This window comes from Rothia sp. HMSC071B01 (assembly GCF_001808945.1).
In the GTDB taxonomy this organism is placed as follows: domain Bacteria; phylum Actinomycetota; class Actinomycetes; order Actinomycetales; family Micrococcaceae; genus Rothia.
The window spans coordinates 115,275-127,325 of sequence record NZ_KV795071.1 but is presented as its reverse complement, the minus strand read 5'-3'; the positions used below and the strand labels follow the sequence as shown (position 1 = coordinate 127,325).

The window sequence follows — 12,051 nt, the reverse complement described above, 5'->3', positions numbered from 1 at the left end:
GAAGCCTGCAGATCCGAAGCCTGCAGATCCGAAGGTAGAGGACAAGAAGGCTGAAGATAAGAAGTCTGAGGACGTTAAGTCTGAGGATAAGAAGTCTGACGCGAAGACCGGTGCACAGGACTCCAAGTCTGCTCCGGATGCGGTGAAGGCTGATAAGTCGGGTTCGGCTGTGAAGAACGGTGGTTCCTCCGCAGGTGGTTCCGATAATTTGGGCGGTGGCTCCTCGGTAGCTAAGAGCGACGCAGGTTCCTCGCAGGCTGGTTCTTCGCGTGGCGCTCTGGCGAACACCGGTGCGAACGCTGTGATGCCGCTGGTTGCTTTTGCTTCTGTGGCTCTGATTGCGGGTGCTGCTCTGGTGGTGCGTCGCCGCAAGGCATAGCGTTTAGCTCTCGGGCTTAAAAGCTCGATATAACGCGTGAGAAGGCGGGTATTTTCTCTTTCGGATTCTTTGAATCTGGGGGAGGGAGTACCCGCCTTTTGCGTGCCCGCTTGGGCTAATGCTGGGTGGGTGGTTTTAAAGCATATTTATATATGTGCACTTGCTTGTAAAAATATAGGTTTTGAATGTTAAAAAATGTGTGGCCCGTGGTGAATGTCGCTGGCGCGCCTCACCTAAACATTTACATTAATGTGTAAATATAAAAGCATCACAATACCCCTCGCGACCTGGGTTTTTGCCCGCAAGAGCAAGGAAAAACCGGGGAAGCGCCTCAACCTTCACGTGATACTGAAGGCGAATTAGGGGATCACTCACAAAAACACAAAACACGCCCACGTCGCTGCTTGTATTTTCCTGGGAAAACATTGAGGATTAGAAGGTAGGTAAATTTATGCGTTACCTGCATTTCTGCTTTTCGTGCCGTCGAATATGTCACCGCATATTCACGGGTGTCTCGTTAGCATTCGCATGCGGCATGTGAGCACTTCCGTTACACATTTGAAGGACACACATTGAACCTCACTCCCTCCTCGGGCAAAGCACTGAAGGGGCTCGCCGTCGGCTCCCTCGCGCTCGCAATCTCCGGCGCAGCCATGATTCCTGCCTCCTTCGCAGCACCGAACACCGCAAACCAGACCGCGACCCCCAGCGCATCGGCTCCTTCCACCGCATCGCTGAGCCGCGTTGTTGACACCTCCGCGTCCGTCGCGCAGATTACCCAGGGTCTGCCCGGCCAGTACCAGGTTGCATACTCTAAGGCGACCAACAAGATCTGGATGGTCGGTGTGGGTGCCCGCGGCGACCTCGCCTCCACCATTGCTCGTGTCAACGCAGACACTCTTCAGATTGAAGAAGTGGCGGCGCTTCCCTTCGAGCTGGATAAGAACGGCGAATTTGGCTACATTTCCGCGTACGGCATCACTGTTGATGACGTGTCCGGCACCGTGTGGGTTACTAACACCACCGATAACTCCCTGTCCGTGTTCGACCAGAACACCATGGAACAGATTTGGACTAACCACGGTATCGCTGAGAGCGACCCGAACTGGATTGAGCACCCCCGCTCTGTGCTGGTGGACCACAACTCCGGCAAGGTGTTCGTGACCGGCCGCTACTATGTGTCCGCAATCGACATGAAGACCTTCGAGGTCACCAAGCTGCAGCTGGAGGGCGCCCCCAACGGCGGTACCCGCTACATCGGCATGAACATGACCGTTGACGGCGACAAGCTGTACGTGCCCGAGCGCACCGGCGGCAAGGTCTTCGTGATCAACACTCATACGTTCAAGACCGAGCAGGTTATTCAGACCCGCGGCGAGAACTCCTCCGTTGAGGTTCGCCCCTCTGACGTCACTATTGACCACTCCGAGAACGAAATTTACGTCTCCTCGCAGGGTGTGGATGGCGTGAACTCCGGTATCTCCGTCTACGATCTGACCACCGGTGCGTTCAAGAAGTTCGTCAAGTTCGGCACCCAGGCGCTGTCCATGGAGAACGACGAGGGTCGCGACCTGGTGTACGTGACCGATTTCGGTACCGGCAAGATCGCTATCTTTGACGCTAAGACCGACCGCGTAATCGGTGAGGTTGAGATGAACGGCGGTAAGGCTAACGACCTGACCGTCACCGAGGACGGCTCCGTCATCGCAGTGGACAAGCAGGATATCGCTAACACCACCGCGGCTGTGCCCTACGTGCTGAACTCGAAGACCGGCGACGGCACCATGACCGACACCTACACCTCCAAGGCGACCGTGGATCGTAACGGCAAGGCTGTTCCTTCCTCGCAGCAGAAGCTGGTTCCGAACTCCATCGTGAAGTTCTACGCCGAGGTTTCCGAGGGTGAGTTCACCTCCACCGCGACCATTAACCCCGCTAAGGTTCCCTTCCAGGGCTACCCGAAGCAGGCTACCGCAGTGCTGATTGACCCCACCCTGAACTTCGCTGAGGGCACCGTCGACATTACCCGCCCCTACACCTTCCACGTCTCCGGCTACGACTTTGAGAAGCCCCCGGCAGAAGGTATTCGCCTGTTCCTCGTCAAGGAAGGCGAATGGTCGATGGGTTACGACAAACTGACCGATAGCGAACTGGCAAACATTCAGAAGGTCTCCACTGTCGTTCCTGCGAGCGCGTTTGTCTACAACGCACGCACCGGCAAGTACTCCTTCGAGGCAACTCTGCGTGTTCCGGCGAACACCATGCAGTACAGCCAGGGCTACATGCTCGGTACCGTCACCGCTGGTTCTGATGTGGCTACCAACCGCAATTACGATTCGGCTGTTTCGCTGATTGTTAACGATGCGAAGGATGCCGGTAATGCAGATAATCGCGACGAGGCTGACGAGCCGGCATTCCCGACCAATGCTTCGGCATCGCCTTCCGCATCTGCTGCAGTAGAAAAGAAGCCGGCAGTTGAACAGCCCAAGGGTGAGCAGTCGAAGGCTGAGGACGCTAACGATCAGCTGGGAACCACCGCGAAGACCGCGCCGCTGAAGAACTCTTCTTCGGTGAAGTCTGAGTCGCAGCCTAAGGGCTCTAGCTCCGATGCTCAGGTGAACGCTTCGGCTACCAAGTCTGCGCCTCAGAGCAAGGGCTCGCTGGCTAAGACCGGTGCTCAGAATGTTCTGAGCCTGTCTGCTGTCGGTGCGTTTGCATTGATTGCTGGTGCCGCTGTGATGGTGCTTCGCCGCCGTAAGGCATAGTTTCTTGCTCTAGTTTGAGCGGATGCGCCCCGTACACTGTGCGGGGCGCATTTTTGTGCCTTGATGATGCTGTGGCGTTTTATGGGGTGGAGGCGTGGTGCCGTGGTGGTTGAAGCTGCCAGGGGATCGCCTGGTATAGCTGGAAAAGAGCCTAGGCGGTGAGTCTTGCACTCAGTGTAAAATATGTGATTCAATTCACCGCTTTTCGATTTGGTTGTTTCTGGGAAGCTCTGTATAGTTATATGTGTTGCCAGGGAGATCTGGTAAAAGAGATGTAAATCTCACGGCCCCATCGTATAGCGGCCTAGTACTCCGCCCTCTCACGGCGGCAACACCGGTTCAAATCCGGTTGGGGTCACACTAGGAAAAAAGCCTTGGTTCTTCGGAATCAAGGTTTTTTGTTTATATCTGTCTGTATCTGTCGGATGATCTTTTAGATTCTATGGCGGCGCAGTGAGCCTCTCAAAGAATAAAGGCGAAAAGCCACATGTGTTTCGAAAAGCAACCATAATGGTGGCTTCTCGAAACACATGTGGCTTCTCAGCGGTATAAAGGGGATCTGAATCTACTGTGCCGACGCCTCAGCAGAAGCAGTAGTAGCCTCCGCCGAACCTGCAGCAGTCGCCTCTGCAGACGCAGTACCCTCAGCCGAAACGCTCGGGCTCAGCGACGGAACCGGCGAAGCAGACGCAGTACCCGGAGCGCGACGCACCATACGCCAAGTGCCGTCCTGGTAGTGCGCCACAACCTGACCAGCCACCGGCTTACCCGGGTACTTGAACACCTCGGTCAGCGGCTGCACACGATCATTAGTCTTGCTGTACACGCCAGCACCCTCAGCACCATCAATCACCATCTCGGTTGCCCAAGTGTAGTAGCCGGTGCGAGTATCCTTGGTCGGGCGGTCAGCAGTCAGCGACAGAACCATCGGACGCTCCGAACCAATAACCCAGCCGCTCTCCGAAGCGTACATGCTCTGGAAAAACTCAGCCACGGTCGAGTAGTCGCCGGTGTGGTCAATGTTCGTGAAGCGGGTACCGTCACCGGTCAGCAGCAGGTAGTTCAGGGTAGCCTGCCAGTACGCAATGAACGCGTGCAGACCCTCAACACTGTTCTCACGCAGCTTCGCCGGCTCCACGGGGATCGCAACGTTCACTGCCTTGTGCTCCTTGGTGCCGGGCTCAAAAGTGCCGGTGGAGGAGTAGTCGGCAAGAACGACCTCACCCTTCATGCTGGGGCCAGGCTCAACGGTAGTGGTTGCCTCCGCGGTGGGGGAGACGGATGCGGTAGCGCTCGCGGATGCCGAAGACTCGGGTGCGGATGCGCTCGCGGTTGCTGAAGATTCGGAGGACTTTGAGGAACATGCGGCAAGAAGTGCAGCGGTGCCCAGGCCCAGTGCGGTCAGGGCGGTGCGGCGGGTATACATGGTAGACATGGGGCTCTTTCTGAGGTGAATAAAGTATGTGCCGGTATTGAACTAATTCCAGAATATCGCAGGGGAGCGGCCAGCCCAATGTTGTGTGCGCCTTCAACGCCGTAAAAGCGGCGGTAGATGACGAAAAACACGGGGCACAGAGATTTTCGCACGACTACGATATGACCGGGGTTCTAAATGGAGGTGCCGGAGCTGCTCGCGCTTGAGCTGGGTGAGCTCGTTGTAAGTTTGGCTGGTTCATTCCGAACCGTCCAGGCGCCATCCTGATACTCCAAGATAAAGAAGAACTCATAATCACCGGGGCCGCTACTCAATGAAGCCATGGTGAGTTCCCTGCCATCTGTGTAGTGAATCTTTGCTTCCTTGTTATACCGGCCAACACCCAGCCAGCGGTACTGTTGTTCGTCAACCTTCTGCGGAGCGTCCTCGGTCAGCTCTGCTGAGAATGGCGCATCAGTACCGTACACCCAGCCAGTGTTCTTCTCATAAAATTCGACGAAAGGTTCGGCCTTGTAGATATCGTTTCGGTTTATATCCACAGCCTTAAACGGCTCAATGTCGCCGGTAATCATAAGGTAATTGAAAGAAGCCAACCAGTAGTTTATGGCGGCGTACATGCCCTCCGTCGTTTTGGCTTTCATCTCTGCAGGAGGGACAGGCTTGGGCGGATTCTCCGCCTTCTTCGAGCTGGTTGCGGGAACGTAGGTGCCGCGTGATTCGTAGCCGTTGAACTTCAGCTCGCCCTTGTAGGAGCGTTGTTCCCCGGGCGTGCTCTGGTTGCTGAGCGGGCGAATATCGCTGGCGCAGGCGGTCAAGGAGGCGAGCGCGGTGGTGGTGGCGATGCCAAGGGCGGCGCGTCGGGTCACGAAGGTAGACATAAGGTACCCTTCAATAGATTATCGGTGCATCTACTTCAGGGTACCTTAGTGTATTTGGATATGTTTATGATTTCTTGGGTATTAAACCTGGGAAAATACTACAAAAACTGCGTTAGCTAACGAAAAGTGCTGTTTGTTAGGCGTACGTGGTGTCGGTGTCTATGCCACTGCATCCTAAACATTGAGGCCAGAATTGCTTCCGCCCGAGGAGTCGGGGGCAGCTGTCGAAGAGCTTTTCGTCTCAATGGTGACCATCCACGTATTGTTCCGATAATTCAACACAAAAGTGACCTCATCATTAGCAGAGCTGCCGCTCGTATCTGCAATGTGAATATCCCTGTCCTCCGGTACGTAATGGAGAACGGCGGCCTTATGGTTACGGCCAATACCCTTCCAACGGTACTGCTCATCGTCAACCTTCTGTGGAGTCTCTTCGATCAGCTCAGCCAAGAGCGGCGTATCGGTGCCGTACATCCACCCCTCATCCTTCGCGTACAAGTCTACGTATATCTTCATCTTCTGTACGTAGATACCGTCTAGGTCCACGTCCTTGAACGGGGCAGCGTCGCCGGTAACCGTCAGATAGTTCAGGGCTGCGAGCCAGTAGCCCAGCGCCGCATAACATGCCCGAGATCGTCTTCGACTTTATGTTCTCAGGAGGAACGGGCATGGGCGGGTTCTCCGCCTTCTTCGTGGTGCTTGCGGGGCGGTAGGTTCCGGTGGACTTGTAGCTATTGAATTTCAAGTCACCCTTGTAAGGGCGCATCGGGTCAACTACGCTCGGGTCCTCCAGCGGGCGGATATCGCTGGCGCAGGCAGTCAGGGAAGCGAGCGCGGCAGCGGTAGCAACGCCCAGGGCGGTGCGGCGAGTAACGAAAGTAGGCATGAGAACCCCTAAACGGTTTGTCAGTGTACTTTTAAGCGTACCCGAAGGAACTGATGCATGTTCAAAGTCCGCTCATGAACGCATAAGGGAACATCGCCACCGCACGTAGGTAAAGGGGAAGCTCCCGCACGCAGCCTCAACTGCATTCGAGAGCTTCCCTCACTTTTAGAACCAGCCGCTTAGAGGCGGGTTTTAGGCGCTAGCGCTGCTCTTCTCGGAAGAGGATGCATCAGCATCCTCATCACTGAGCATGTACCACGCACCGTCCTTGTAGTCCGCCGCGAAGTTGGTTGCCTCGCTCTTAGTGGATCCATCGACTAGGGGAGCGGGGTCCTGACCCTCAATGTGGATCTTCGCGTTGGGGTCATAGATGATGCGTCCGAGCCAATCGTAGCGGTTGGGTCCGCCCGCGACCTTCTTCGGGGCGTCGGTCAGAAGCTGAACGGTAACCGGCGTATCCGTGTCGTATACCCAGCCCCTGCCGGAAGAGTAGATGATAACAGCATTGCTGCCCTCGTTCGCATAGCGGCCTTCAGGGTCAGCCTTCTTGAGCGGCTCGTAATCACCGGTCATGAACATGTAGTTGAAGCTTGCCACCCAGTAGCTGAGGAACTCGTACATGCCCTCAATGGTTGCCTCGTTCATCTTCTCCGGAACAATAGGTTTCGGCACGTTCTGCGCCTTCTTCTCAGCCGTGGCAGGAACGTACTCGCCGTTCTTCTCGTACTTGTCGAGCTTTACGGTACCCTTGTACGACTTCTTAGCAGACTCAGTCGCTGAAGCAGATGCCGAGGCGGATGCGCTCGCAGACTCAGAAGTGCTGGCACTGGCCGAAGCCTCACCGGAGGCGGAGCTATCAGCCAGCGGGCGAATATCGCTAGCGCAAGCAGTCAGTGCTGCAACCGCGCCGGCACCGGTAGCAGCAGCTAATGCGGCACGTCGAGAAAGAAAAGTTGCCATGAAAAATCCTTAAATGATAAGTAGGGTAAGGGATGAAGCTCTGGAGCTTATTAACCCTATAAGTGAGGTAGATCCTCACCCCTAAGGTGAACTCTGCAAAGATGCTCTAGGCGTTATTAGGGGTAGCCTCAGTCGATGCTTTAGCGCTTGGGCTTGGAGTGCTCTGCTCGCCGCCCTTAGTGGCGGCATAAAACCATCTACCGTCCTTATAGGACAACTTCAGCTTGGCGTGGTCAGGAGTCAAAGCCTTACTAGGGAACATAGGCTCATCTGCTCGCCCTTCAATGCGAGACATCGCATTAGGATCCCTAACAAATCTGATAGGCCAAATATAGAGGGTGTCGCTACCCGATGCCTTTTCAGGCCGGGGGGTTAGCATCTCAGTTTGAACCGGTTTCTCCGAACCGTAAAACCATCCCTCATTGGTTTCGTATACAGTTACATAACCTTGAAAAGCTTTGACGTCCTTGCCAACAGGATCAGCTTCTTTCAACGGTTCAACATCACCGGTAAGTACTAAGTAGTTGAGGCTTGCTTCATAAAAACTATAGGCCGCGTAAGCTCCATCAACAGTATTCTCGTACATATTTGCCGGCGGTCGAGGCCTAGGCATGTTCAGCGCCTTATGCGTCTCATCCGCAGGGATATACTCGCCCTTCTTCTCATAGTTGTCGAACTTTACCGGCCCCAGATAGGACTTCTCAGAAGAACCACCCGAAGAGGCGCTAGCAGAAGGGCTCGCAGACTCAGAAGCGCTGGCACTGGCCGAAGCCTCACCGGAGGCGGAGCTATCAGCCAGCGGACGGATATCGCTAGCGCAAGCTGTCAGCGCCGCAGCCGCGCCAGCACCGGTAGCAGCTGCTAGTGCGGCACGTCGAGAAAGAAAAGCTGCCATGAAAAATCCTTAAGTAGTGCGTATCAGAAGATGAGGGAAACTAACTATCGTTGTTCAAAAGCATGCGCCACATGCCTTCCTTGTACTCCATGATGAACTTCGTCGTGCGAGGAATCGTCTTTTCCTCCTCAACGATAGTCGCATCAGGCTCACCCTCAATGTGGTACTTAGCGGCAGCGTCATACGCGACGGTCACAAGCCACTCGTAACGGTCCGGCTTATTAGCAACCGGCTGAAGCTCATTCTCCGCAATCTCAATCTTGTACGGCTGATCCGAACCGTAAATCCAACCCAGACCCGACTCGTAGAGCTTAATCATGGTCCTAGAGTTCCTCAAAAAAGCCTTCGCAGGATCCGCCTTCATCAGCGGCTCAACATCGCCGGTCAGAATCAGATAATTCTGGGAAGCAAGCCAATAACCCATCAGAGCGTAAGCACCCTCGGGGCTGTTCTCCTTCATCTTCTCCGGGATAAGAGGCTTCGGCACGTTCTGCGCCGGCGCCTCCGCACTCGCCGGAATGTAGGTGCCGCTCCGCTCGTAGTTATTGAACTTAATCGGGCCCACGTATGAGCCGGGCGTGTGATCATCGGTAGGAGAAGGTGACGCCGAGGCGCTCACAGAAGAGGAAGCCGCGCCAGAAGTAGCGCCAGAAGCAGCATTAGAAGCCGAACCAGAGGAACCGCCGGAACCCTGCGACAGCGGGCGAATATCGCTAGCGCACGCAGTCAGCGCTGCAAGAACACCGGTCGCACCCACGCCCAGGAGAGTACGTCGAGTGAAGAAGGTAGTCATCGGAAGCCCTTCGTTGGAGCCAATACAGAGCAAATCACGCCACACACCGTGGCGGGCATGCGCACCCCGTACAGACCTATCAGTACGTCAATGTATATATTTTTAAGGTTACCCGAGAGCCACCACCTAGCCCCCGCGACCACCTCAAGTGTTCAGAAAATTAAGACCCCACACCCAGCGTTTTACCAGGTGCGGGGTCTTATAACATGAAAAATCACCACGAGAGGAAACCCTCCGCCAGACGGCAACTAAGCGGCGCTAGACAGCTCCCACTTGTCGTCCTTGTACTCCAGACGGAACCTCGCCACCCTCTTCTTCGACTCATCAGCACTCGTCGCCTTCTCAGGCTGATTCCTATAATGCCGTATCATCTTGGGGTCCATATAGGAAAAGCCTTCCCAAATAAAGCGAGTATTGTCGCTGCCTGGCACCTCACGTGGAGCATCAGTCAGTAGCTCAACAATATACGGAGTTTCCGTACCGTACACCCAACCAGCACCCGACGCATACAGCTTCAACGTGCCAGGATACTTCTCCAAGGCGTAGCCCTCATAGTAAGCAAGCTCAATCGGGCCCGGGTCACCCGTAATCATCAAATGGTTCAAGCTCGCCAGCCAGAAACTCAAGAAAGCGTACGCACCATCAACGCTGTGCTCCTTGAAGTTCTCAGGAGGCGCGGGCTTCGGCACGTTCTCAGCCGGATTCGTAGCGGTCGCCGCAACATATTTGCCGTTCTCCACATAATTCTCGAAAGTGATGATGCCCTTATACTTCCTGCCCGAAGAGCGAAGACCCGAAGCGGCAGAAGCACTCGCAGAAGCACTCTCAGACGCCGAAGGAGAAGCGCTCGCAGACGCTGCGGCGGAAGCAGTTTCGGAGGCGGTCGCCGCCTCCGACGGAGAAGCCGAGCCGGTACTGTCGGCCAGCGGGCGAATATCGCTAGCGCACGCAGTCAACGCAGAAAGCGCGCCAGCAACGGCAACACCCAGGGCAGTACGTCGAGTGAAGAAAGTAGTCATCGGAAGTCCTTCGTTGGATCCTTCACCCCCAAAGCCGTCAGCACGAAGCTCACAACCTGCAGGTAAAGACCACATGTAGTACGTCAATGTATATACGTTAAGCGTACCCGAGCGCCCCTCCTCCGACCCCGAACATCCGCTGGGTTTTCCCCTGGGTGTTCCCTGGGTTTCCTACCCTGGGGTTCCGCAGAGTTACGGCAGAATTTTCGCAGAGTTTCGGCACAAAGAAACCCCGCCCACGGTGCATTACCGCAGGCGGGGGAGAAGCCTACCTCAAACCGTTAGACCGGAACCGATATGGTGGGGCCTAGACAGAAGAAGAGCTAGAGGAAGAAGCGGAAGCCGACGAAGAAGAGCCTTCATCGCCGGTGAGCATAATCCACTTACCGTCCTTGTATTCCACGGCAACCTTCGCCAGCTTGCCATTCGGGCTAGAAGCGGTCTTAAAGGGCTGGTCAGACTTGCCCTCAATGTGAATCTTCGCATCGGCGCTGTAGTTCATGTATGCCGGCCAGTCGTAACGGGTACCCTTACCGGACGCCTTCTTCGGTGAACCACTAGTCAGCTCAAGAGTAACCGGGGTATCCGTACCGTACATCCAGCCCAGATCGTTCTCGTACATGATCGTAAGTTCCTGCAGACCATTCACATACACATCTGCAGGGTCAGCCTTCTTCATCGGCTCAGTATCACCGGTCATTAGCGCATAGTTAAAGCTTGCCAGCCAGTAGCCAATGAACGCATACATGCCATCAACGTTATCTTCGTTCATGTTCGCCGGGGCGAGGGGCTTGGGCACATTCTGCGCCTTCTTCTCGGCAGTGGCAGGAACGTATTCGCCGTTCTTCTCGAAGTTATCGAACTTCACAAAGCCCTTATAGGACTTGTCCGAAGAAGCAGATGCGGAAGCAGCGGCCGAGGCGCTTTCAGAAGCGGAGCTAGACGCCGAACCTTCAGCCGTCGGGCGAATATCGCTAGCGCACGCAGTCAATGCAGCCAGCACACCGGCACCGGTCGCGCCCAGCGCCACGCGGCGGGACATACCAGCAGAAATGGGGGAAGGGCTCGTCATAATCAGCCTTTCATAGGAAGTCAACAAAGGAAATTGAGTGAGTTGACAACCCCATCATACCGGCAAATACACAGATGCCCATCAGCGGTCGTCATTTAGCGCCGATGACAAAGCAACCTAATACCGCTGCAAAGCAACCTAAATACCGCAGCAAAGCATCACCGAGTTCCGGCATAAAGAAACCCCGCCCACGGTGCATTACCGCAGGCGGGGGAGAAGTCTATCTTAAGCCGTTAGACCTTACCTATAGGGTAGGTGCTTAGACAGAAGAAGACCCGCCGGCAGAGTCAGTCGCAGAAGAGCCATCCTCACTGCTGACCATAATCCACTTACCGTCCTTGTACTCCACACTAACCTTCGTCAGTTCCCGCGAACTATCCTCCATGAAAGGTTCATCAGGGCTGCCTTCAATGTGAATCTTCATATCGGCGCTGTAGTTCATGTACGCCAACCAGTCATAACGAGTTCTGCTACCGGAAATTTTCTGTGGTGAATCAGAAAGCAACTCAAGAGTCATAGGGCTATCCACACCGTAGAGCCAGCCCGCATTATTTTCATAGGCAACCGTCAAATTCTGGTAATTCTGCAGTGAATCCGCAGATTCAACCTTCTGCAGCGGCTCAGTATCGCCGGTCATCAGCAGATAGTTGGAACTCGCCAACCAATAACCAACGAACGCGTAAATACCGTCAACGTTCTGCTCGTTCATGTTCGCCGGAACGAGAGGCTTCGGCACATTCTGCGCCTTATGAGTGGCGGTTGCCGGAACGTACTCGCCGTTCTTCTCGAAGTTATCGAACTTCACGAGGCCCTTATAATGCTTGCCGGAAGAAGCAGAAGGCGAAGCGCTAGCCGAGGCACTGGGTGAGGCACTAGCTGAAGCGCTCGCGGATGCACTAGCAGAACCGGAAGTAGAGTTAGACGCCGAGCCATCAGCCAGCGGGCGAATATCGCTAGCGCACGCAGTCA

The 12,051-nt window shown here is 55.2% G+C and carries 12 protein-coding genes and 1 tRNA gene; 3 read left to right on the top strand and 10 right to left on the bottom strand.

Annotated features, from left to right (window positions below):
- The 3 genes from HMPREF2527_RS09865 to HMPREF2527_RS04045 all read left to right on the top strand — a co-directional run.
- On the top strand, positions 1-379 hold a 379-nt coding region (locus HMPREF2527_RS09865), incomplete at its 5' end, for an LPXTG cell wall anchor domain-containing protein (protein WP_246824767.1).
- A 572-nt stretch (positions 380-951) separates the two neighbouring features.
- Positions 952-3,144, top strand: a complete 2,193-nt coding sequence (locus tag HMPREF2527_RS04050; RefSeq protein ID WP_070506547.1) for an LPXTG cell wall anchor domain-containing protein — start codon at positions 952-954, stop codon at positions 3,142-3,144.
- A gap of 285 nt (positions 3,145-3,429) precedes the next feature.
- Positions 3,430-3,502: transfer RNA gene (locus HMPREF2527_RS04045), tRNA-Glu, on the top strand.
- A 207-nt stretch (positions 3,503-3,709) separates the two neighbouring features.
- Here HMPREF2527_RS04045 and HMPREF2527_RS04040 read toward each other — a convergent pair.
- The 10 genes from HMPREF2527_RS04040 to HMPREF2527_RS04000 form a co-directional block, all read right to left on the bottom strand.
- Positions 3,710-4,579 (bottom strand): DUF6318 family protein, encoded by an 870-nt coding sequence (locus tag HMPREF2527_RS04040; RefSeq protein WP_070506544.1) that lies wholly within the window; start codon positions 4,577-4,579, stop codon positions 3,710-3,712.
- Positions 4,580-4,752: 173 nt separating this feature from the next.
- Positions 4,753-5,457: a DUF6318 family protein gene (locus HMPREF2527_RS04035; RefSeq protein ID WP_012903689.1), complete on the bottom strand. Its 705-nt coding sequence runs from the start codon at positions 5,455-5,457 to the stop codon at positions 4,753-4,755.
- A 174-nt stretch (positions 5,458-5,631) separates the two neighbouring features.
- Positions 5,632-6,039 (bottom strand): DUF6318 family protein, encoded by a 408-nt coding sequence (locus HMPREF2527_RS04030; RefSeq protein ID WP_256387617.1) that lies wholly within the window; start codon positions 6,037-6,039, stop codon positions 5,632-5,634.
- Complete coding sequence (locus tag HMPREF2527_RS09955) at positions 5,939-6,223, bottom strand: DUF6318 family protein (protein WP_256387616.1); 285 nt, start codon at positions 6,221-6,223, stop codon at positions 5,939-5,941. Before HMPREF2527_RS09955 ends, HMPREF2527_RS04030 begins: the two co-directional genes overlap by 101 nt.
- Positions 6,224-6,535: 312 nt before the next feature.
- Complete coding sequence (locus HMPREF2527_RS04025) at positions 6,536-7,303, bottom strand: DUF6318 family protein (RefSeq protein ID WP_070506541.1); 768 nt, start codon at positions 7,301-7,303, stop codon at positions 6,536-6,538.
- A gap of 106 nt (positions 7,304-7,409) precedes the next feature.
- The gene (locus tag HMPREF2527_RS04020) at positions 7,410-8,198 is read right to left on the bottom strand and encodes a DUF6318 family protein (protein ID WP_044150526.1); all 789 of its coding nucleotides are present in this window, start codon (positions 8,196-8,198) and stop codon (positions 7,410-7,412) included.
- Between the two features lie 40 nt (positions 8,199-8,238).
- Positions 8,239-8,991, bottom strand: coding sequence for a DUF6318 family protein (locus HMPREF2527_RS04015; protein ID WP_044150524.1), 753 nt, complete (start codon positions 8,989-8,991; stop codon positions 8,239-8,241).
- Between the two features lie 248 nt (positions 8,992-9,239).
- Positions 9,240-10,010, bottom strand: coding sequence for a DUF6318 family protein (locus HMPREF2527_RS04010; RefSeq protein WP_070506538.1), 771 nt, complete (start codon positions 10,008-10,010; stop codon positions 9,240-9,242).
- A gap of 307 nt (positions 10,011-10,317) precedes the next feature.
- Entirely contained in the window at positions 10,318-11,082 is a 765-nt protein-coding gene (locus HMPREF2527_RS04005; protein ID WP_080974517.1) for a DUF6318 family protein, read from the bottom strand.
- Positions 11,083-11,341: 259 nt separating this feature from the next.
- A partial coding sequence (locus HMPREF2527_RS04000; RefSeq protein ID WP_070506534.1) for a DUF6318 family protein occupies positions 11,342-12,051 on the bottom strand: 710 nt, incomplete at its 5' end.

Excerpts from the sequence above, each read along its gene's own strand:
- HMPREF2527_RS04025 (WP_070506541.1), bottom strand. The coding sequence starts at position 7,303 with ATGGCAACTTTTCTTTCTCGACGTGCCGCATTAGCTGCTGCTACCGGT.
- HMPREF2527_RS04010 (WP_070506538.1), bottom strand. The coding sequence starts at position 10,010 with ATGACTACTTTCTTCACTCGACGTACTGCCCTGGGTGTTGCCGTTGCT.
- HMPREF2527_RS04015 (WP_044150524.1), bottom strand. The coding sequence starts at position 8,991 with ATGACTACCTTCTTCACTCGACGTACTCTCCTGGGCGTGGGTGCGACC.
- HMPREF2527_RS04005 (WP_080974517.1), bottom strand. The coding sequence starts at position 11,082 with ATGACGAGCCCTTCCCCCATTTCTGCTGGTATGTCCCGCCGCGTGGCG.
- HMPREF2527_RS04035 (WP_012903689.1), bottom strand. The coding sequence starts at position 5,457 with ATGTCTACCTTCGTGACCCGACGCGCCGCCCTTGGCATCGCCACCACC.
- HMPREF2527_RS09955 (WP_256387616.1), bottom strand. The coding sequence starts at position 6,223 with ATGCGCCCTTACAAGGGTGACTTGAAATTCAATAGCTACAAGTCCACC.
- HMPREF2527_RS04020 (WP_044150526.1), bottom strand. The coding sequence starts at position 8,198 with ATGGCAGCTTTTCTTTCTCGACGTGCCGCACTAGCAGCTGCTACCGGT.
- HMPREF2527_RS04040 (WP_070506544.1), bottom strand. The coding sequence starts at position 4,579 with ATGTCTACCATGTATACCCGCCGCACCGCCCTGACCGCACTGGGCCTG.